At 50.7% G+C, this 21,711-nt stretch carries 15 protein-coding genes; all 15 read left to right on the forward strand.

Going from position 1 to position 21,711, the window contains the following annotated elements:
* Positions 1 to 240 precede the first annotated feature (240 nt).
* The 15 genes from METMI_RS0116395 (at position 241) to METMI_RS0116470 (ending at position 21,698) form a co-directional block, all read left to right on the forward strand.
* Complete coding sequence (locus METMI_RS0116395) at positions 241 to 3,654, forward strand: mechanosensitive ion channel domain-containing protein (protein ID WP_019867384.1); 3,414 nt, start codon at positions 241 to 243, stop codon at positions 3,652 to 3,654.
* 201 nt (positions 3,655 to 3,855) lie between these two features.
* A complete protein-coding gene (locus METMI_RS24395; RefSeq protein ID WP_019867385.1) occupies positions 3,856 to 4,770 on the forward strand; it encodes a hypothetical protein in 915 nt (304 codons plus the stop codon).
* A 351-nt stretch (positions 4,771 to 5,121) separates the two neighbouring features.
* Positions 5,122 to 6,306, forward strand: coding sequence for an alanine transaminase (gene alaC / locus METMI_RS0116405; protein ID WP_019867386.1), 1,185 nt, complete (start codon positions 5,122 to 5,124; stop codon positions 6,304 to 6,306).
* Between the two features lie 688 nt (positions 6,307 to 6,994).
* On the forward strand, positions 6,995 to 7,627 hold the full coding sequence (locus tag METMI_RS0116415) for a DUF4255 domain-containing protein (protein WP_019867388.1): 633 nt from the start codon (positions 6,995 to 6,997) through the stop codon (positions 7,625 to 7,627).
* Positions 7,624 to 8,715 (forward strand): hypothetical protein, encoded by a 1,092-nt coding sequence (locus METMI_RS0116420; protein ID WP_019867389.1) that lies wholly within the window; start codon positions 7,624 to 7,626, stop codon positions 8,713 to 8,715. Before METMI_RS0116415 ends, METMI_RS0116420 begins: the two co-directional genes overlap by 4 nt.
* A gap of 29 nt (positions 8,716 to 8,744) precedes the next feature.
* A complete protein-coding gene (locus tag METMI_RS0116425; protein ID WP_019867390.1) occupies positions 8,745 to 10,169 on the forward strand; it encodes a phage tail sheath family protein in 1,425 nt (474 codons plus the stop codon).
* Positions 10,170 to 10,219: 50 nt separating this feature from the next.
* Positions 10,220 to 10,657 carry a phage tail protein gene (locus tag METMI_RS0116430; protein WP_019867391.1) on the forward strand — a complete coding sequence of 146 codons (438 nt, stop codon included), beginning with the start codon at positions 10,220 to 10,222 and terminating at the stop codon, positions 10,655 to 10,657.
* A gap of 12 nt (positions 10,658 to 10,669) precedes the next feature.
* Positions 10,670 to 11,140, forward strand: a complete 471-nt coding sequence (locus tag METMI_RS0116435) for a phage tail protein (protein ID WP_019867392.1) — start codon at positions 10,670 to 10,672, stop codon at positions 11,138 to 11,140.
* A gap of 30 nt (positions 11,141 to 11,170) precedes the next feature.
* Complete coding sequence (locus METMI_RS0116440) at positions 11,171 to 11,353, forward strand: DUF5908 family protein (RefSeq protein WP_019867393.1); 183 nt, start codon at positions 11,171 to 11,173, stop codon at positions 11,351 to 11,353.
* Positions 11,350 to 12,054 (forward strand): CIS tube protein, encoded by a 705-nt coding sequence (locus METMI_RS0116445; RefSeq protein ID WP_232215242.1) that lies wholly within the window; start codon positions 11,350 to 11,352, stop codon positions 12,052 to 12,054. Before METMI_RS0116440 ends, METMI_RS0116445 begins: the two co-directional genes overlap by 4 nt.
* Before the next feature lie 2 nt (positions 12,055 to 12,056).
* Positions 12,057 to 13,826 carry a type VI secretion system tip protein VgrG gene (gene vgrG / locus METMI_RS0116450; protein WP_019867395.1) on the forward strand — a complete coding sequence of 590 codons (1,770 nt, stop codon included), beginning with the start codon at positions 12,057 to 12,059 and terminating at the stop codon, positions 13,824 to 13,826.
* Between the two features lie 16 nt (positions 13,827 to 13,842).
* Positions 13,843 to 14,112: a PAAR domain-containing protein gene (locus METMI_RS0116455; protein WP_019867396.1), complete on the forward strand. Its 270-nt coding sequence runs from the start codon at positions 13,843 to 13,845 to the stop codon at positions 14,110 to 14,112.
* A gap of 1 nt (position 14,113) precedes the next feature.
* The gene (locus METMI_RS0116460) at positions 14,114 to 14,557 is read left to right on the forward strand and encodes a GPW/gp25 family protein (protein ID WP_029151762.1); all 444 of its coding nucleotides are present in this window, start codon (positions 14,114 to 14,116) and stop codon (positions 14,555 to 14,557) included.
* Positions 14,558 to 14,559: 2 nt separating this feature from the next.
* Positions 14,560 to 18,231, forward strand: a complete 3,672-nt coding sequence (locus tag METMI_RS0116465; RefSeq protein WP_019867398.1) for a baseplate J/gp47 family protein — start codon at positions 14,560 to 14,562, stop codon at positions 18,229 to 18,231.
* The gene (locus METMI_RS0116470) at positions 18,228 to 21,698 is read left to right on the forward strand and encodes a hypothetical protein (RefSeq protein ID WP_019867399.1); all 3,471 of its coding nucleotides are present in this window, start codon (positions 18,228 to 18,230) and stop codon (positions 21,696 to 21,698) included. Before METMI_RS0116465 ends, METMI_RS0116470 begins: the two co-directional genes overlap by 4 nt.
* Positions 21,699 to 21,711: the final 13 nt, after the last annotated feature.

Here is a 21,711-nt window from a genome sequence, read left to right on the forward strand (position 1 = left end):
GTTAAGAAAGCAGTAAGATGTGCCACTGTTATGCTTAAAAAGCCCGCTTCAGGCCTTGAATTTTGGCAGCTGTGGAAGTAGGCTACGGCTAGTGGCGATGGCTTGTTAAACCCTAAAGCCAGCTAACCTAATGTGGCCACCCGTTGCGGCTATTCTCCCTAACCTAACTTCGTGGGCCCGGTATGCTTTGGGGTTCAATAAGTTATATTGCAACACTTCCTGCCTTACCCGATAAAACAGATGAATAACCGTGTGACTGATTTTTATGCAAAGCTGCCTTTGCTTGTTTTCCTTTGGATGTTGGTTGCCGGGGGAGTCCGTTTCCATGATGCCTATGCCGCCCAGCCAAAGACGGCGGTTTTAGACACCACCAAAGACGCCCTGCAGACGAAGATTGACGCGATCAATGCCCGCCAGGATTTTGATGAAAAAACCAAGGCCGCGGTGTTGAAGTTTTATCATTCCGCGCAAGACAATATCGCCAACCTGGCTATTTTTAAATCCAAGGCGGCGGATTTTAAGCAAGCGGCCAAACAGGCGCCGGAAACCATTAAAAAGCTGCAAAAAGACATAGAGCAAGCGCAACAGAAACAAGCCAAACAAAAACCGGAAGATTTTTCCGGCATCGTGACCGAAGAGCTGGAGCAGCGGCTGATTATTGAGAAAGAAAAAGCCAGCAACCAGGACGAACAGTTGAAAAAACTGGAAAACGAACTGGCCTTGCAAAACAGCCGCCCGCAAATGATCCGTCAGGAAACCCTCACTGCCCAGCAAGATTTGGAAAACAGCCAGAAAAGGCTGGAAACCCCCGCCGCCACGGCATTGAAAGTGGAGTCGGAAGCGGAACTGCTGTATCTAAAAACCTTGATGGAAGCCCGTACCGCCGAAATGAAGATGCTTGATATTGAGGCCATCAGCAACTCGGTCAGGGTCGATGTGTTGAAAAGCCAGTATCAACTGTTGGACTTGCAAAAAGTTGCATCGGCCACCGTGCTTGCCGCCATCGAAAATGTGTTGGCGGAGCGCCGCCAACAAGCGGCCAAAGAAGCCCAGGATTCGCTTAGCCAAGCGGAAAAGGCGCTATCCGGCAAACATCCGGTGATCCAGACCCTGACCCGCGAAAACATCCAGTTCAGCAAAGACTTACAGGCGACCACCGCTAAAATTGATAGCTATAACGAACAAAAAGCCAAGCTGGATGCGCAAGTCGCCGGCATTGACAGCGATTTTAAAAGCGCCGAAAAAAAAATTAGCCTGGCCGGATTAAGCCCGGCCTTGGGCAAAATTTTGCGGGAGCAGCGCCGCAATTTGCTGACCGACAAACAACTGGATGAACAGTCGGAAACCGTCCAAAGCGAGACCGCACTGACGAGCCTTGAGCTGTTTAAAATTGAAGATAAGCTGAAAAATCTCGCCGATATCGACCATGAATTACAGCAAATCATGAGGGTTCAAGTCGACCGGCAAATGCCGGAAGAACAGCGCATGATGATCCAAGCGGAATTGCGGGTGTTGATGACCAGCCAAAAGGAGTTGCTGAACAAATTGTCGGTGGCCGATGACACCTATTTGCGGGCGCTGGGTGATTTTGATTTTTCCCGCCAGCAAATGCTTGCCCAAGCGACCAAGTTCGCCGTTTATCTTGACGAGCGCCTGCTGTGGGTGCCTAGCTCGGAGCCGGTTAACGCTGATTTTATCACGGGGCTTTACCATGCCACCCAGTGGCTGTTGTCACCGTTTAATTGGGCCCGCCTCGTTAAAGACACTTTGAAGTCCATGCTTAACAATCCGTTTTTGGCTTTTGCCGCGGTATTGAGTTTATCGGTATTGGTGTCAAGCAGGCGTTGGTGCAAATTACATTTGACGGAAATTTCCGAACAAGTCGGCAATTTTTATAGCGACCATTTTTGTTATACGGTCAAGGCCTTAGGATATTTGCTGTTGCTGGTTTTGCCCTTGCCCTTGCTGCTGTTCTACTGGGGTTGGTTTTTAAGCCATACCTTGAACCTTGACGAGTTTAGCAAAGCCATTGGCGCGGGTTTGCAAAGCGCCGCCATCCCGCTTTTTTTCCTGCAATTTTTTTACCGTTTGTTTGCGCCCGCAGGGATTGCGGGGAAACATTTCCAATGGCAACAAGACACCGCCAGTTTGTTCCGGCGACAAATTGCCTGGATACGTTTCATTGCCGTACCCAGTGTGTTCCTGATCACTAGCACCAGCGCGTCCGGCGTGGCGTTATATAGCGATAATGTCGGTAGGCTGGCCTTGGTCCTTAGCATGTTGGCATTGGCTTGGTTTTTCCGCACCGTCCTCCATCCCAACCAAGGGCTGTTAAAATATGCCATTGCCGCTAATCCGCAAGGTTGGTTAAACCAGTCGCGCTATGTTTGGTATCCGGCGGCCATTTCATTGCCATTAACCATTATCGGTTTTGCGGTGGCGGGTTATTACTTGAGTGCCTTGGAATTACAACAGCAACTCATCATTACCTTGCGGCTGGTGTTTGTCATTGTCGTGGTGCATGAAATCGTCATCCGCTGGTTGACGTTGGTCAACCGGCAACTGGCGATAGAAAATAACCGGCAAAAATTCAAAGCGGCGGCCCTTCCTGAAAAACCAGTTGTGGTGGCTGGTGAAGACCCTGTTGTGCCACTGGAAGACCCGTTGTTGGATATTCCAAAAATCAATGCGCAAACGATCAACCTTTTGAATGTGTCGGTTAGCTTGACCTTGATCATTGGCATTTGGCTGATTTGGAAGGATATTTTTCCGGCATTTTCCTTCCTTGACCATATCGAGCTTTGGAAGCATCAGGTCACCGTGGACAAGGAAGAGGTCATGGAACCCGTGACCCTGACCAATTTATTGCTGGCGGGGGTGTACGTCTTCCTTACCATTGTCTCGGTGCTGAATTTTTCCGGCCTTATGGAAATTTTACTGTTCCGCCATTTGACCATAGAGCCGGGGAGCCGTTACGCGATCAATAAGCTTGCCAAATACTTGCTGATTTCGATCGGCTTCCTTTGTGTCGCCAATGAACTGGGTGGCAGTTGGACACAAGTGCAATGGCTGGTGGCGGCGCTCAGCGTGGGTTTGGGTTTCGGCTTGCAGGAAATATTCGCCAATCTGGTGTCGGGCATTATCCTGCTGTTCGAGCGGCCTATCCGTGTCGGCGACACGGTGACGATTGGCGATGTCACGGGTAAAGTCAGCCGTATCCAAATGCGGGCGACGACCATTATGGATTGGGACCAAAAAGAGCTGATCGTGCCCAACAAGACGTTCATCACCAACCAATTGGTCAATTGGACCTTAAGCGACGCCATCACCCGCGTGGTGATCCCCGTGGGCATCGCTTACGGTTCAGATCTTGAGTTGGTGCATAAGCTCATGCTGGAAACCGTAAAAGCTACGCCATTTGTGCTTCCCGATCCTGAGCCCGTCGTGTTGTTAAGCGGTTTTGGCGATAGCGCGTTGAATTTTTCGATCCGCGTGTTCGTCAGCGAAATGTCCCACCGTCTACAAGTCATCCATGAGCTGCATCTGCGTTTGGAACGCACTTTGCGGGAACACCATATCGAAATCCCATTGCCGCAGCGGGAAGTGCATGTGCGGGCGGTGGCTGGGGAGCCTAAGATTCAGGCAGCCCTATGAAATGATATTTGGGCGCACTAATGCAGGCTAGCAGTTAAGGACATTAGGTCTGTACGGCACATTAGCGAGGGGGGTTGCGCCGGATGGTTGAAGGCTAACATGAATTTCAATACGGCGTATGCGCCTTACAGGCTATGTTTTGATTGCCCAAAATTGGCAATCAGCTAGCTATTGTTTCTAAATAATGAAGCGGAGACATTTATGATTTATAAAAGGGACGCCGTATTTTGGCAATTAATAGGCGCATTAACCTTCATAGGCGGCTGGACAGCCAGCTATGCTAAACCAGGTGATATGACATTGACCGTACCGATGTTGGATTCCCAGGTTGTGTTGCGTACCAGCGCCGAATTTGGCGGCGGTGTGTCTTCTTTGGTGTTTCGTAATAAGGAGCATATAGACCGTAGGGATCATGGCCGGTTACTGCAAAGCGCTTCATCATATGACGGCTATGGTGGATGTTTTAATCCTACTGAAGGCGGAGCGGGGCATGATCCTAAGGGGCGTACCAGTAGCCAATTAATAGACGCCTATGTGAAAAACAATCAGCTTTGGACGTTATCGGACATGGGTTTTTGGTTAAAGCCCTGGCAAGCCTATCCGGGAGGGTGTGGCATCCATAAAAAAATTACCCAGGCGGTCAATACGACAGAAATATCCGGACATTTGCTTGAAAAGGAAATTACTGTGGGGATACCCAAATTTGGGAACGTCATTGAGCATAAAGTGAGTTTTCATGTGCCAACCCATTTTTCAGCGGGCACCTTTGAAGCTTCTACCGGCTACATGCCTAAAGAGTTTTCCTTGGCGCTTTTTTATGATCCTGTGACCGGCACGGAAACCAGTGCCGGTAACCATAAGGGGGAACAATCACTGCCTGTCATTCTCGCTACCCAGGATAGAAATTATGCAATGGGGGTTTACTCAAACCAATTGCCGCAAAACGGGGTTGGTTATGGGCGGTTCAGTTTTCCCGACGTCAATAAATGGAATTGTGTTTTTAGGGAAAAAAATGTGCTACCCAAAATTTATCAATATACTTGCCTGATTATTTTGGGTAATGTTGATGAGGTAGAACGTACGATGCAACGCTTACAGGGTCAGGGAAGCAAATAATGGCCGCCTTCCACAACCCAAGACGGGGGCGGCCGTAAGAGGTTGAATATTCATGATCCGCAAGCCAAAGGGCTGGCCGCCCGTGGCTGACAGGGTTGTTGGTGCTTGACTGGCAATCCTTTCCTTACGTCTTCGATCACATTGAACGCTTAAATGTCGGCCGACAATACTGCGGCGTCCGATAAAATTGGCACTGCGGTAAAAGCCATTTGGCCTAAATGTGTTTTGCCATAATGCCTAAAGCCAATTTAATTGAAATAACTTGTCTATTATTTGACAGCAGCTTGTCAGAACAGTACCTTAGATAGCTTTTTTAACATTACTCACACCCTGGTTGCCCAAGAGCTGTAAATGGAACAATTTCAAAGAATAAGTCGCTTGCCCCCCTATGTTTTTAATATTGTCAACGAGCTGAAAGCCAAGGCGCGAGCGGCGGGTGAGGATATTATTGATTTTGGGATGGGAAACCCTGACCAACCGACCCCTAAGCACATCGTCGACAAAATGATTGAAGCGGCGCAGCGGGAAGACACGCACCGTTATTCCATGTCCAAAGGTATCCCACGCCTGCGTAAAGCCATTTGTAACTGGTATAAGACCCGCTTCGATGTCGACCTGAACCCGGAAACTGAAGCCATCGTCACCATCGGCTCTAAAGAAGGTCTGGCGCATTTGGCCTTGGCGACTTTGGGCCCGGGCGATGTCGTGCTAGTCCCTAACCCCGCGTACCCCATCCATCCTTACGGCGTGGTGATTGCGGGTGCGGATTTGCGCCATGTCCCGTTGATCCCTGGCGTGGATTTTTTTGATGAGTTGCACAAAGCCATCATTGATAGCTGGCCCAAGCCGAAAATGTTGATCATCAATTTCCCCGGCAACCCGACCGCGCAATGCGTGGAGCTGGACTTTTTTGAGAAAATCATCGCCTTGGCGAAAGAGCACAATATCTGGGTGGTGCATGATATTGCCTATGTCGATATTGCTTTTGATGGCTATAAACCCCCATCTATCCTGCAAATCGAGGGTGCGAAGGATATTGCCGTGGAATTTTTCTCCATGTCCAAAAGCTATAACATGCCGGGCTGGCGGGTCGGGTTTATGTGTGGCAATAAGGAATTGGTGTCGGCCTTGGCGCGGATCAAATCTTACCTGGATTATGGCACGTTCACGCCGATCCAAATCGCCGCGATTGCCGCGCTGGAAGGCCCGCAAGATTGTGTCGCGGAAATCTCCGAAATGTACCGCAAACGCCGCGATGTCTTGTGTGATGGTTTGACGGCTGCGGGTTGGCCTGTGGAAAAACCCAAGGCGACGATGTTCGTTTGGGCGAAAATCCCTGAAGCCTATCAGGCGATGGGGTCGTTGGAATTTTCCAAAAAATTGTTGCTGGAAGCCAAGGTCGCCGTCGCGCCGGGTATAGGGTTTGGCCAATACGGCGACGACCATGTCCGGTTTGGCCTGATAGAAAACGAACACCGCACCCGCCAAGCGATACGCGGCATCCGTATGATGATGAAAAAAGACCAAGTCATCTGACGGGCTCCCCCCTCTAAATCGGCACAGGAAAGGCACGCTTAACTTGTGGAGCAGCCTTTCCGGCGTGGATTGCCGAACCTAGGCCACATGGATGTGCCCCATATTTTCTTTTCCAACCCCGGCATGGGACGCTGACGATTGCCCGCCCAGCCCAACCCGCAGCTTTTGGCCTTTATTGCCGTGGCCTCTTCATCCTATTTGTCCGGCACTGGCAACCTATGCGCTTACTGTTTAGGGTTACTTGCCGTAGCGCTTGGACTTTGTTCCAGTCCAGATTCCGGCAACTCGCCCGATGCCCCGCAAGGGAACGCGCCCAAGAAGCAAATGCCATTTTTAGGCCCGCGCCGGAAATTCCTGCCTCACCACCTTGTCCTGCCATCCTGCCGGATAGGTTCCTTCTGTGATCTTTGTGCTTATGCCATAGCCGGGAAGGCGGCGATTTTGGGTGGAATCGCACATTTTTAAAATAAAACCCCAAAAATCATAAAAACCTTTCCCAACAAATTACCAAAAAAATCATAAAAAACAATCGCTTTCAGGGGTGGTGGAATAGTCACCTTTTTGTAGGTAATAGTTAATACTTTTGGTGCGCCTTGAATGTTAGTGTTACGCAACTTTTTAGGGCCGGCAGTTTGGCCCTTTAAGATATTTGCGACAGAACCACTAACATTGAACACAGGATCCCGTCATGATTTCCCATGCCTTGACGATAGTCATTAATGAACTTGATGCCCATCTGGCTGCTGCTTACGGTGCTAATGGGGGAACCCAAGCCCAATTGGCCAATGTCGGGGAAATTTTGACTGGGCAGGACAGTAAGCTGAGGGAAATGCTCAATTTGTCCCTGGTGAACATCAAAGAAGAAAAAGCCCTCAAAAACCTACCTAATTACACCCGTAACGACATCAAATTAACGGCGGTTTACGAAAACCAGCCCATCTACCTAAATTTTCAGATCCTTCTTTCTGCCACCCACAGTAGCTATGGCAACGGGCTGCTGATGTTGTCAAGGGCCATCCGCTTTTTTCAGTTCCATAATGTGTTCACCCAAGATACGGTGGCTCCCGTCTCAATCAGCAACAAAGCCCCAGTCAATGCGTTAGACCGGTTGGTGGAATTTAAGCTGGTTTTTGATTTGTACTCCCCATCCATGGAAGAAGTGAACCATCTGTGGGGCACGTTAGGGGGCAAGCAATATCCATTTGCGGTGTACATGATGCGTATGCTCGACTTCAAATTTAGCACGATACAAAGCGAAAGCACGCTGATTAATGAAATTGTCAGCGATTTTTACCAGCAACCTTTGGTGGCAAGCAGATGAGCGAACGTGTCGGAAGCGCCTACCAACCGCTTTTTGAAGTGCGGCTTTTACATCATTACTGGCTGGATGAAGGCAGCGTTTTGTTTGACGAATTGCCTAAAGATGCTGGCGAGAAAACCGCTTTAAATCTCCCTGAAGATACCCCCACCCGTGAGCAACGCCTAAAAAATTATGACAGGCGCACGTCCCTGACTGTACACCCTACCGCGGCGACGCTTAATTTGTTGGCGGCGTTAGGCGGTATTTACAAAGATACTGCCCTGGGTTTTGTGGTGGTTGTGCCAAAAGGGCGGGTTATTCCGAGCGACGTGATATTCGAATTTGCAATTTCAGTGGCCGATGCCAGCTTTTTCAACTACACCTCCCTGACATTGCCGCCCCAAAAAATCTTCGATTTTTACCATCCACATGAAAAAAGAACTTATCGGTACAAAACCAACGTCTTTGTCTTTTCTAACCGGACAGGTGCCGCACGCGGAACAGGAAGTAAAAAAACGCTGTTTTTATCCAGCAAATATTTGGTGCGCAGCGCAAACGACACGGTTGAGTCCTTGGTTATCGTTGGCGGTGCCTTGATGCAATTGACCAGTGACGCACCCAATCCGAACGCACAACAAATCAATCCCAAAGCGACGAACCTGCCAGCGTTTATCCACCAAGGTGATATACCCGCCATCGTGCCACCTGTTGGATTGCCTGGCGTACCCGAGCGTGGCATCGAGTTGGCGGAGGATAGGCCTAGCGATATATTTGCCTTAGTCCGTTTGGCGCCAGTTCGGGATGACGACAAGGACTTTAGTTTGGTCGGGGATGATGGTATGGCAAAGGCGGCCTTCCCCATTTTCCAGCTTCGCTTTCGGAACCGTTCAACTTATTGGCTTTATTTTGATAAAGCCGAAGGCAAGCCTAATGGAAAAATCGACCTTAAAAAAGCGGGACCGGTGTTGCCATTGACTTTTTATGGCAATGCCAGCCCCACCCCTAACAAAAAACGAAAACCGTCGGCCAGCTTGGTGAAAGCCATGCTCGACAACAGCGACCCAAGCAAAGCCAAAGTGACTGGGCTAGTTTCAGAAATCTTTGAGTAATCCACAATGCAAACTAAACGGTGAACAGTATGGCAACAAGTTATAAGACCCCTGGCGTTTATATCGAAGAAATACCCAAATTTCCGCCTTCGATAGCTCCCGTAGAAACCGCAATCCCCGCTTTTATTGGTTATACCGCAAAGGCCCAAGAGAAAGATGCCAATGATTTGAACTTGAAGCCTAAGCGCATTGCGTCCTTGGTCGAATACGAAAAATATTTCGGTGGCCCCCAGCCCGAAACAAAAATTGTTGTCAGTATCACCGAAAGCCAAGATGCCAACGGCAATACCCAGCTCGTAACTTCAGCTGCGTTGGCTGATGCCGACCGTTCCAAGCACATTATGTATTACGCCTTGCAAATGTTTTTTGCCAACGGCGGCGGGCCTTGCCACATCGTCTCGGTAGGCGCTTATAAGGCGCTTGGTACCGCACTGGTCGAAAAGGAATTGGAAGCCGGCTTAGACGCATTGGTAAAAGCTGACGAACCGACCCTAATCGTATTTCCGGAGGCCCAGTTCCTACATGGTATTGCCGATTTCAAGGCCTTACATGACCTTGCCCTCGCCCAATGCGAAAAACTGAAAGACCGTTTTGTCATCATGGATGTGCATGGTGACGACCTTTCCTTGTCCGACGCGGATGCCAATCTTTTGGATGTGGTCGGCAATTTCCGCGACGACGGGATTGGCGCCAACAACCTCAAATATGGGGCTGCGTATGCGCCCAATTTGGAGACTGTCCTGGACTATACGGTTGTCGAAGCCCAAATCGATGTCAGTTTTAACGGTGCTAATGCCGTCAAACTGAATACGCTACAGGAAACCCAAAACAACCGTTACGAATTGGCCAAAGCCGCGATCCGAGAACTCCCGTGCATATTGCCGCCCAGTTCCACAATGGCGGGCATTTACGCCGCTGTCGATAACAGCCGCGGCGTTTGGAAAGCCCCGGCCAATGTCAGCGTCAACGCAGTGATCAAACCGACCATCGAATTTTCCAATGTCGAGCAAGACCAAATGAATGTCGATCCGACGGCGGGCAAATCCGTCAACGCCATCCGGCCTTTCATTGGCAAAGGCACGCTGGTTTGGGGTGCCCGGACACTAGCCGGTAACGATAACGAATGGCGTTATGTCAATGTCAGACGATTTTTTATTTTTGCCGAGGAATCTATCAAAAAAGCCACTGGGCAATTTGTCTTTGAACCCAATGATGCCAATACTTGGGTGCGGGTGCAGGCGATGATTGAAAACTTCCTTTCGGTCCAGTGGCGTCAAGGTGCATTACAGGGCATTAAACCCGAACATGCTTTTTATGTGGCGGTCGGTCTAGGCAAAACCATGACCCCACTGGATATCCTAGAAGGCCGGATGGTGATTGAAATCGGCATGGCGGTCGTCCGTCCGGCTGAGTTCATCATCCTCCGGTTCTCCCACAAAATGGCGGAATCCTGATAGCGTCTTAAGCTAACCCTCCACTTCAACCTAACGAAAGGATAAACATCATGGCACAAGAATATCCAATTCCCCGATTTCATTTTCAGGTCGACTGGGGCGGCGCAAAAATCAGCTTCACCGAAGTCACCGGCTTGGTGATGGAGCGGGAAAAAATCGAATACCGGCATAGCGACAGCAAGGATTTCAATAAAATTAGCATGCCGGGCATGGTCAAAAACAACAATATCACCCTGAAACGGGGCAAATTTGAGGGTGACTTCGACTTTAACACCTGGCTGGAAGATGTTGCCAATGACCGCGTCAATGGCCGGCGTGACTTGACTATCCGTTTGCTTAATGAAAAACATGTGCCGGTCGCGGCGTGGTCGGCGACCCGTTGTTTCCCGGTGAAAGTGACTGCGCCAGACTTTAAGTCCGATGCCAACGAAATTGCTGTGGAAAGCATCGAAGTGGCGCACGAAGGCCTTAAGTTGATGAAAATCTAAGCGGCTAAAGCTATGTCCGGGCAAACGATTGATTACTACCCGCCGTTTGGGTTTTATTACCAAGTCAACTTTAACGGCGTCAGCAAAGACAAAAACGACCTGCGCTTTCAGACCGTGTCGGGGTTGTCTGTTGAATACGAGTACGAGAGCTTCAAGGAAGGTGGCGAAAATCGTTTTGAACATAAACTGCCGGTGCGCACTAAATATGCCGATATGGTGTTGAAACGCGGCATGCTCACTAACTTGAAGGATAAAACAATCATCAAGTGGTTCCTGGATGCGTTTCAGGACCGTATCTTCCAGCCGGCTGATATCAGCGTGATCTTAATGAATGAAAAAGGCCAGCCCTTGCGGACTTGGAATGTCGTTAATGCCATCCCCAAAAAATGGTCGGTCAGCGACTTAAACGCCAATGAAAGTGCCATTGTTATTGAAACGCTAGAACTGGCCTACCGTTATTTCAGCGTCAAGGAAGGCGCGTGATGGGCTGTCAGGGCGATTTTGGGTGTGGATATGCCGATTGAAATTAAAGAATTGCATATCCGCGTATCGGTGACCACGCCGCAACCCAACAGGCAACCGGACAGTGGCAAAACTGGCTCCGGTGGCGCACCTGGCCATGACGATAAAGAAGCTATCGTTGCCGAGTGCGTCGAACAGGTGCTGCAAATCCTGCAAAATAAAATGGAGCGATGATGGCTGACAACGGCAAATTTGAAAAAATGCTGATCTTGGCGTTCTCCGATTCCAAAAAAGCGGAATCTGGCGGCAAACAGGATGCCGATGATTTTTTTGAGGCATTAATCAACCCCGAAACCTATACCCAAGAATACAAGCTCAAATTTTCCGAATCCGGTCAAGGGCATGGCACTAGCGGCAAGCAATTGAAATATGAATACACGGCACCGGAGGAAATCAGCTTTGAATTTTTGTTTGACAACACGGGCATCATAGACGGCAACCCCAGGGACTCCATAGCGGATGACCTCAAGAAATTCAAACAAGTATTGGTCGGCTACCAGGGCGATGCCCATGAGCCCCGTCACTTTAAGTTGGTTTGGGGAGAAAATTCGATTTTCAAAGGCAGGGTCACCGAGCTTGGCATCACCTACAAAATGTTTAAGGCTGATGGCACCCCGATCAGGGCAATGGCCAAGGTTAAGTTTAAAAGCAGTATCGAGGAACAAAAACGCGCGGCTAAAGAAAATAAATCTTCCCCCGACTTGACCCACATCCATAAAGTCAAGGCGGGGGACACCTTGCCCTTGCTGTGCCTACGGATATATGGTGATCCCAGATATTACCTGCAAGTCGCCGACATCAATAAATTGGGGAATTTCCGTTTGTTACGCCCCGGAACGGCATTGCGTTTTCCACCTTTAGATAAAACCTCGTGATTATGGCCAGCAACGAATCCACCATCCCCACCCCTGCGACGCCAGATGTTTGTACGGCGGCAATCTTAATTGACGGGGCTGAAATTTCCGGTGAATTCCATGTGCTGGCCATCTCCGTTGCGCATGAATTAAACCGGATTCCGACGGCGACTATCCAATTGCAAGACGGGGAGGCCTCGAAAGCCACATTTGCCGCCAGCAACACCGGGCATTTTATCCCCGGCAAAAAGATTGAAATCCAGCTTGGCTACCGTTCACAAAACGATCCGGTGTTTAAAGGCCTCATCGTCAAACACTCGGTCAAGATCCGTAAGGACGGCAGCCAGCTTATCATTGAGTGCAAGGATGAAGCGGTCAAAATGACGGGTAGCCTGAAAAGCCGCTATTACAGCGACAAGAAAGACAGCGACATCATGGATGAAATCATTGGCCGCCATGGTCTGCAAAAAGACGTGGCCACCACCCAACCGGCATTAAAAGAAGTCGTCCAATATGATGCTAGCGATTGGGATTTTTTGGTTTGCCGGGCCGAAGCCAACGGCCAGGTCGTCAATGTCAAAGACGGTAAAGTCATCGTGGCTGCTCCGGTAACGGGTTCGGCCCCGGTTGTTGCCGTCAAATTTGGCTCCACCTTGCTGGAACTGGATGCGGAGATGGACGCCCGCTGGCAGAGCCAAGGCATTAAGGCCAGCACCTGGAATGCAAGCGACCAGAAGGTCACGGAAACTGACGCCAAAGAACCGGCAACGACCAACAACGGCAACCTTAGCGCGGACGATTTGGCCAAAGTCCTCGGCAATGATCCCTATGAGCTTAGGCATGCCGGCAAAATCAGCCAACCGGAGTTGCAAGCGTGGGCCGATGCGCGGTTACTGAAAGAACGCTTGGCAAAAGTGCGTGGCCGCGCCAAATTCCAGGGTTTTTCGGGGGTCATGCCCGGTGATGTCATCGAACTGACGGGCATTGGCGAACGTTTTGAAGGCACGGTGTATGTTTCCGGGGTGCGCCAGACCTTCGCCAACGGCAACTGGGAAACGGATGTCCAATTTGGTTTGAACCCGCAGCTGTTTGCCGAAACTTACCAACTCCGCCCTCTGCCTGCCGCTGGCTTGTTGCCTGCGGTGGGTGGCCTCCAGATCGGTGTTGTGACCGTATTGGAAAACGATCCCGAAGGCGAAGACCGCATTAAAGTCAGGTTGCCGTTAATCAGCCCTTCAGAAGAAGGCATCTGGGCGCGTGTGGCAACCCTAGATGCCGGTAAAGGCCGCGGCACATTTTTCCGGCCTGAAATCGGGGATGAAGCCGTTGTCGGTTTTCTAAACGACGACCCCCGTCACCCCGTCATCTTGGGGATGTGCCACAGTAGCGCCAAACCTTCACCCGAACCCGCCCAAGACAACAATCACCGGAAAGGCTATGTCAGCCGGGAAAAAATGAAATTTACCTTTGATGACGAAAAAAAGGCCGTCATTTTAGAAACTCCAGGCGGCAACAAACTGGTGCTTTCCGAAGAAGACAAAGGCATTACGCTCCAAGACCAGAACGGCAACAAAATCATCATGGACGACAGCGGGATCAAAATTGAAAGCAGCAAGGACTTGACCTTAAAAGCCGGGAAAGACGTAAAAATTGAAGGGACTAACATCGAATTTAAAGCCCAAGCCGCCTTTAAGGCTTCGGGCGGCGGTAGCGCCGAAGTTTCCGGTGCCAGTACCACCATAAAAGGCAGTGCCACCGTGGTGATCCAAGGTGGCATGGTGCAAATTAACTAACGGGGGAGGTTTCAAAATGCTACCTGCTGCACGCGTGACCGATTTGATTGTCAGCACGGCAACCCTAGGCGTACCCACACCGATCATTCCACCCGGTGCGCCCACGGTTTTAATCGCCGGTTTACCGGCGGCGCGGATGGGTGATAGTTGTGGGCTTGACGCGATTATCAAAGGCTCGGCGACTGTCCTGATCGGTGGCATGCCCGCAGCCAGAATTGGCGACCTAAGCGCAGGAGGTGGCGCAATCATGCCACCTGGCGCGTTAACCGTGCTAATCGGTGGCTAATATGGGCAGTCCGTTTTTAGGTCGAGGCTGGTCGTTCCCTCCTGCTTTCAATTTCAGCACGGGCGGCATTGTGATGCTGGAAGAGGAAGCCGATATTGTTTCCAGCCTGGAAATTTTGCTCAGCACCCGACAGGGCGAACGCGTCATGTTGCCGCAATACGGCTGCAATTTGGACGAATTGGTATTTGAAAGCCTAGATACGCGCATGAAAACCCTAATGGCGGATAAGGTGGAGTCCGCGATTTTGTACCACGAGCCGCGCATCCAACTGGAAAAGGTGCAACTGTATGAGAACCGCGGCTTGGAAGGGATTGTTCTGATTGAGGTGGTTTATCGGGTAAAGGCCACCAATTCCAGATTCAATTTTGTCTACCCTTACTATAAACAAGAAGGTACGGACATTAATCTCACCACAACCGTCAACCTGTTACCTGATGGTGTTTGATTATGGCAAATTCGAGCGATTGCAAACAAAACACTGACCCTTTAAGGTTGATCCATGAAGGCACTAACCAGGATAGCCGCTCTCCTGCCGGATTAGACCTCGGTTACTCGCCAATCGACGAGCGTAGGCTTGAACATGCGCTGGTCTTTGCCAAAGCTTATGCGGGGCATCTGAAATTTGAGCGCATTGATAATTCGGCGACCGTCTATTGGACGAAGTTTTTCAGTGCGGATGCCGTAGTGCAACTGGCCGTTGCGGCGACCCAGGACGTTGAGGATTACAAAAGCAACCTTAAGGCATCGTTTGATTTTTTGAATGACCGCCGTAATGACACTAGCATCCAAGAAAGCCAATTAAAATATCATCTGGGCTATTTGTTCAGTGCTATCGCCACGCTGGCCTTGCATTTGGATGAGTTAAAAGAACAACTGCCTAACGGGATTCCGTTAAAAGCAACCTTGCAGAATTTGATTAAAAACCAACTGGCCAGTGGTTTTGGGCGGCTCATTGCCTATTTTGAAGGGGGGAAAGCGCTGGGGCTTATCGACACCCATGCGGTTTATTCCACCCCTATTTTAGGGGGCGCCCCCGTCCCGTTTGCTTCCGTGCAATCGGAGGGCTTATCCACCGACTGGAGCAACGGCATCGCTTGGGCGAGCTATTTAGCCGGTATCACGGGCGATGCTTCAGTTTATGGCGGTTCTCCCAACCTGTTTACCCAGACCAACCACATCGCCACCCATAATCTATTTACGGGTGTTTTCGCCCAGTTCCTAAAAGTGTACGCCCGCATCATTGCCGAAGCCAAACAGTCATTACAGCAAGCGTTGACCGGACGTGACGACCACGAACCCCATTATGCCCTGCTGCTGTCGTTCTTAAGGTTGTTCGATCATGTCCGTACCGAAGCCAACACGCTGACCGGGCGGCACTTGGATTTTTATTACCGGGACGTCTTGCGCCTAAAAGAAAAACCGGCGGAACCTGGACATGCCCATTTGCTGGTGGAATTGGCCAAACAGGCCGGGAGCCATGAATTTAAACAAGGCGAGTTGTTTAAAGCCGGTAAAGATGCGCTAAATAGGGATGCATTTTTTGCCAATGACCGGGATCTTGTTGCCAATCAGGCGAAAGTCACTAGCTTGAAGAGCATCTACCGGCATAACGATGAAAAAATACAAAGCCCAAGCTCTGCGGGTAGCGAGGACAGCAACCGGATTTACGCATCGCCGGTTGCCAATTCTGATGATGGCTTAGGCCCGGCATTAACCTCAGTCGACCAATCTTGGCATCCTTTTTTTAATAAAGCTTACCTTGACGGCAAATTGTCCGGTATCAAAATGCCCAAAGCCGAGCTTGGTTTTGCCGTTGCCTCCCACTATTTATGGCTGTCAGGAGGCACTCGGACGATAACCTTGACGTTATCATTGGGCGGTTCCGACACCGCTTCCCCCATAAATTTAGTGACGGAGTTGACTTGCTTGCTCAGTTCGCCTGGGGGTTGGTTAGAACTGCCCGCCAAGACAGTGACTTTGGAAGCAAACGACGATGGTGAAAAACTGGAACTGATTATCGAATTGGCGGGTGGAAAACCCGCCATCACCCCTTATGACATAAAAAAACATGGTTACGGGTTTGATACGGATTTGCCCGTGCTGTTAGTTAAAATCCTGCACACTGACCATCCGTACATTTACCACCGGTTCCGAAATTCAAAGATCAAGAAAATTGGCCTAACCGTCAATGTTATCGGGTTAAAGCCACTCGCCCTATCGAATGATTTTGGGGCTATTGATGCGTCCAAACCTTTCCAGCCTTTTGGCGCCTTACCTAAAAAGGGCAGTAGCTTAATTCTTGGTTCAAACGAGGCGTTCCATAAGCAATGCTCGTCTTTCCTGTTAAATATCCAGTGGCAAACAAAGGCGGTGGCTTATGGCACTTCACCCGCAGTCAATTTGTCATTTCTGGCCGAAGGGGATTGGAGCGCTTACCCAACGTCAAACAGCACGTTTTTGGGCGCTGATGGCAGTTACGAGCTAAACAGCATTAATGGGTTCAACCAGGCATTTTCCGATACCCAGAAAATGCCTGGAGATGAGTTTTACAACATTAATTCCCGCCAAGGTTATCTGCGCATAACGTTATCGGATGGTCTCGGACAAGCGGACTATTTAGCGGCGCTTAGAACTTACCTGATTGCCCAATCGAAGACACCGGCTTCCGGGACAAACCCGACGCCTGTTCCCCAAGATCCCGTCATCAACGCCGTTTCTGTCAGTTACACCGCCGGGCAAGTGTTGGGCATAGGCGGCCAGGGAAGCACCAGCCCAATGTGTTATTTCCACTTGGGGCCTTTTGGCCAAACCCAACAAACAGTGGAGCCAAACAAAACCTACCTGCTGCCCCAGTTTAATTGGCAAGATGGTAATAACGAAAGCGAGGCCGAATTCTACATTGGCGTCACTGGCCTTAAGCCCGCCCAAAATCTGGCCCTGTATTTCAAAATAGCCGACGGCACGGCCAACCCGTTAGTTGAAAAACCAAGGCCACATCTGCACTGGAGTTATCTCGGCAACAACGAATGGCAAAGTTTTGACGAATACACGGTTGAAGACGGTACTGGCGGGTTGTTAAATTCCGGCATTATCACTTTTGCCGTGCCAGATGATGCCACATCAACCAACACTTTGTTGCCTACGGGGCAGCATTGGCTAAAAGCCGCCGTAGCCGACCGTAGCGACGCGGTGTGCCGGTTGCAGATGGTGGCGGCACAAGGGTTTGCCGCCACCTTCAAAAACCAGGCCAATGATCCGGCATTTTCGGCCAAACCGCTGGAGGCTGGCACTATCAGCAAATTGGCACAACCCGATGCCGCCGTCAAAAGCGTCAGCCAGCCGTTTCCAAGCTTCGGCGGTAAAGGCCAGGAAGAGCCCAACGCATTTTATACCCGTGTCAGTGAGCGCTTGCGGCATAAAGACAGGGCTATCGCGCTTTGGGACTATGAACATTTGCTGTTGGACGCGTTCCCGCAAATTTATCAGGCCAAATGCCTGAACCATACCCGTTACGAACCTGGCCCTGATGGCACGGGCATTTACCAAGAACTTGCGCCCGGACATGTCACCGTGGTGACCATCCCCAACCAAGAATTACATAACTTACGGGATCCGTTGCGGCCTAGCACCAGCTTGGGATTGTTGGTTGAAATCGAAGCGTTCTTACAAAAACGGCTGTCCTGTTTTATCAAGCTACATGTCAGGAACCCGGTGTTTGAAGAAGTCACCGTAGATTTTTGGGTGCGTTTCCTGGATGGCTATGACGATACCTTTTACAAGCATAAATTGGACGGGGCGATCACCCAATTCCTCTCGCCGTGGGCTTTTTCTGGCGGTGGCAAACCCAGTTTTGGCGGCAAAATCTACCGTGCCGTGCTGATTAATTTTGTTGAAGAACAACCGTATGTTGATTATGTGACTGATTTTAAGTTGTCCCATAGCTATAAAAGCGTCGGCAACATGAGCCAAGAAGAACTGATGACCGATGCCGACGTTGCTGAAATAGCGGGCTCGAAAGCCATTTCCTTGTTGGTTTCAGCCAGACACCACAACATCTGGACTATTAACCCCGCCCAAGGCACCGCCCCAAGCGCAACCTGTCCGTGTGCATCCGTATGAGCAAGATACCCGACAGCATCCCCAAAAATCCCCAACTGAAAGCCGCTGAGGATTATTATCGCCTGCGCCGGGAAGGCATTGGCTTTATCGCCGAGATGGGCAGTGCCTTATGGACTGACTACAACACCCACGACCCCGGCATCACCATCCTCGAAAGCCTGTGCTATGCAATCACGGATCTGGCTTATCGCCTAGGCTGGCCGATTGTCGATTTGCTGATGCCGGAAACGCCATCGGCAAACCCCCAACAGCCTTTCCCAAACCAAGCGTTTTTCACTGCCCGTGACATCTTAACCGTCAATCCTGTAACCCCGGACGATTTCCGGCAGTTATTGATCGACCTTGACGCTATCCGCAATGCTTGGGTGTTTGGCAAGGAATGTGTGTGTGAATCCGGTTATTATGCTTGGAGCGCAAACGGGCAGCTACAACTGGGCTACCAAGCCCCGCAAAGCCATACGGATACTGTCAAAGTCGCCCCGCAAGGTTTGTACGACATTTTATTGGAACTGGAAACCGACCCCGAATTAGGCGATTTAAACGACCGCAAAATCAGCCAAACTTTCACCGAGTTTGATGCTGACGGGAACCCCCATCCGGTGCTGCTAGAATTACGTTTCCCCGATTGGCGGTTGGCAAACCTGCAATATTGGCGGCTGTTTCTTAATGACCAAACCCGCATCGGCAACGTCGGGGTCAGCCGGTTCAGCGCCACTAAACAGTACAATTTATTGGCCGATCCGGAGTTTGCGGCATTGACAGACGTTGGGCGTGAAGCCAAACGCGACCAATATTTACGTGACCACTGGCGCACGGTTTTTTACCTGGATTTTGTGGTCGGGCTGTCGCCTGGCGGCGGGCAATTTGCCATCGAAAATGTGGCGTTGCGGATCAGCGGCGATAGTGCCGCCAAAGCCCAAACAACCCTGGCTGCGCTACTGGATCGCTTTGGCAATGCCGGTACCGCCGGTTTTATCCAACATTACCAGCATAAGCTTCAAAAAGCCGAACACGGGATTAACCAAGCCAAAGCGGTGTTGCAACAGCACCGTAATCTGGCGGAAGATTATTGCCGGGTCAAAATTGTCGACATTGAAGAAGTCACGGTTTGTGCTGACATCGAAGTGGCGGCGGATGCCGACATCGAGCGTGTCCAGGCCGAGGTTTGGTTGGCGATAGAAAACTACCTGGCCCCGCCCGTGCCGTTTTATAGCTTGTCGGAATTGCTGGCCGCTAAAATGCCAGTGGAAGGCATATTCAACGGCCCGAAATTGAGCAGCGGTTTCATCAAGGCCGATGATTTACAAGCCGCCAGTTTAAAGCCGGTCTTGCGGACTTCGGACATCATCAATAGCTTGATGGACATCAAAGGCATTATCGCCGTCAACAATTTGCTGCTCAGCAAATACGACGCCGAAGGCAATCTTGTCAAAGGTTCTGCCGACCCGGCCTGGACGGAAAACGGTGCGGCAAAATTTGATGGCAACCGTATCAGTGCGGCATGGTTGTTATATATTAGCCCCCTACACCAACCGCGGCTGCATCGGACATTGTCACGGTTTTTATTTTTCAAAAACGGTTTGCCCTTCCTGCCCAGAAAGGATGAGGCCAACGACACGCTAGTGCAATTGCGCGGGCAAACTGAACGCCCCAAAATCAAAAATACCGGCGAAATTGACTTGCCTATCCCTAGCGGCACATACCGCGATCCCGAAGCTTATTTTCCACTGCAATACGGCTTACCAGCGGCCTACGGCGTAGGCCCTGAAGGTTTGCCCAGCCAAGCTTCGGCAGAACGTAAAGCCCAAGCCAAGCAATTGAAAGCCTACCTGATGGTTTTTGAACAATTGCTTGCCAATGCCCAAGCACAAATTGCCCATACTGCGAATTTATTTTCGTTAGATGCCAACATCCGGCAGACTTATTTTGCCAAGCTGTTCGACGGGGAGCTAGTTAAAGGCTATGACGGGCTGGCCGATAACCTGTCTGAAGATGCCCTCCATGCGTTGGTCGAAACCCAGTCTGAATTTTACGGGCGACGCAACCGTTTCCTCGACCATTTGCTGGCGCGTTTTGGCGAACAATTCAACGAATACACGCTGTTGTTGACGCAGGTGGAGGGACGGCAAAAAGCACTGGCACAGTTGGTGGACGACAAGATCGCTTTTCTTAAGGCCTATCCGGATATTAGCCATAATCGTGGCAAGGCTTTTAATTATCAGGCCAACTTGGATGCCGATAATGTCGCCGGACTTAAAACACGCGTCGCCTTACTATTGGGCTGGGAGGCTGGCGAACGTTCGATAGTGGTCGAGCACCTGCTGCTCCGCCCCAAATTCCCTGGTGATGCGCTTTTTCCTGTTTGCAGCAACGATAGCAATGGCAATGGTGCCATGTGTGGCGACGTAGACCCGTACTCATTCCGGTTGACGTGGGTCATGCCTGGCTGGTTGCCGCCTTATGACACCAACTTGGAATTACGGGGTTTTGCCGACCGCACTATCCGCAAGGAGATGCCCGCCCATCTCTTGGCAAAGGCCTGTTGGGTTGGTAATGATGGTTTTCTTGAAACCGCCGATGACCCGATGGTTTGCAGCGTGGCCGACCTGTTGCTGGCAAAAGCGGTTACCGCCGCTGGGGTTAGGCCAAGCGAGGCCGATGCTTGCGCCTGTGCCGCGGCCATTGCCGGCAAATTCGGGGAAGTTTTTAAAGCTTGGTATCAAGACAAAACCTTGGCCATTTTCCATCCCGATGCGTTTACTGCGGCATTAACCGCAGAGTTTAGCTCCAAGATCAAGGTGGCCGGCTTTACCTGCACGGCGGTTTTGGCGGCCAGCTTATGGGCCGAAATCCAGGCGCTGATGGTTAAACAGGCCTTAAGCGTCGCCATTAACGGCTGGCAATTCGAGCGTTTTGAGCTGGCGTGGCGGCAATGGTTAGTTGCCGATGCCCAATTCGACTGGTCGGCTGAGCAATTGCCTGATGAGTTGCTGGCCATCCTTAAGGCCAGTCGGGTGGATGACGGCCCGGAAACTGCGTTATGCCAGTGCCGTAGCGAAATACTGACGGCATACGGTACCGCTTTCCAACGATGGATGCTGGATAACCTCGCTGCTGGCCATGAATGGGATGCAAGCCCGGCGGCCAGCCAGTTCACCGGGTTCCAACCGGTAACCATCACTGTGCCTGAAGAGGACGGTCAAAGCGCAACGGATTTTTGCCCTGGTTCCAGGTTTAAAGCGGGTACCAGCGCCCGTTTGCAAGCGTTGCTGGATAACCGCTACCAGGCTTATCAGGAGGTTTCCTACCGCCTTAGCCTGGTCGTGAACTTATTGGGTAAGCTAAGCAACACCTATCCAGACGCAACCTTACACGATTGCGACGACGGCAGCGACCAAAATCCGGTGCGCTTAGGCCAAACCGCGCTGGGTTCGTTGCCCGCCAGTTCTCCATCTGCAACCATCTGATAACGGTGACATC

Origin of the sequence: Methylovulum miyakonense HT12, from assembly GCF_000384075.1 — a bacterium.
GTDB classification, from domain to species: Bacteria; Pseudomonadota; Gammaproteobacteria; order Methylococcales; family Methylomonadaceae; genus Methylovulum; species Methylovulum miyakonense.

Coding starts and splice junctions, on each gene's coding strand:
- METMI_RS0116395 (WP_019867384.1), top strand. CDS start 241: ATGAATAACCGTGTGACTGATTTTTATGCAAAGCTGCCTTTGCTTGTT.
- METMI_RS24395 (WP_019867385.1), top strand. CDS start 3,856: ATGATTTATAAAAGGGACGCCGTATTTTGGCAATTAATAGGCGCATTA.
- alaC (WP_019867386.1), top strand. CDS start 5,122: ATGGAACAATTTCAAAGAATAAGTCGCTTGCCCCCCTATGTTTTTAAT.
- METMI_RS0116415 (WP_019867388.1), top strand. CDS start 6,995: ATGATTTCCCATGCCTTGACGATAGTCATTAATGAACTTGATGCCCAT.
- METMI_RS0116420 (WP_019867389.1), top strand. CDS start 7,624: ATGAGCGAACGTGTCGGAAGCGCCTACCAACCGCTTTTTGAAGTGCGG.
- METMI_RS0116425 (WP_019867390.1), top strand. CDS start 8,745: ATGGCAACAAGTTATAAGACCCCTGGCGTTTATATCGAAGAAATACCC.
- METMI_RS0116430 (WP_019867391.1), top strand. CDS start 10,220: ATGGCACAAGAATATCCAATTCCCCGATTTCATTTTCAGGTCGACTGG.
- METMI_RS0116435 (WP_019867392.1), top strand. CDS start 10,670: ATGTCCGGGCAAACGATTGATTACTACCCGCCGTTTGGGTTTTATTAC.
- METMI_RS0116440 (WP_019867393.1), top strand. CDS start 11,171: ATGCCGATTGAAATTAAAGAATTGCATATCCGCGTATCGGTGACCACG.
- METMI_RS0116445 (WP_232215242.1), top strand. CDS start 11,350: ATGATGGCTGACAACGGCAAATTTGAAAAAATGCTGATCTTGGCGTTC.
- vgrG (WP_019867395.1), top strand. CDS start 12,057: ATGGCCAGCAACGAATCCACCATCCCCACCCCTGCGACGCCAGATGTT.
- METMI_RS0116455 (WP_019867396.1), top strand. CDS start 13,843: ATGCTACCTGCTGCACGCGTGACCGATTTGATTGTCAGCACGGCAACC.
- METMI_RS0116460 (WP_029151762.1), top strand. CDS start 14,114: ATGGGCAGTCCGTTTTTAGGTCGAGGCTGGTCGTTCCCTCCTGCTTTC.
- METMI_RS0116465 (WP_019867398.1), top strand. CDS start 14,560: ATGGCAAATTCGAGCGATTGCAAACAAAACACTGACCCTTTAAGGTTG.
- METMI_RS0116470 (WP_019867399.1), top strand. CDS start 18,228: ATGAGCAAGATACCCGACAGCATCCCCAAAAATCCCCAACTGAAAGCC.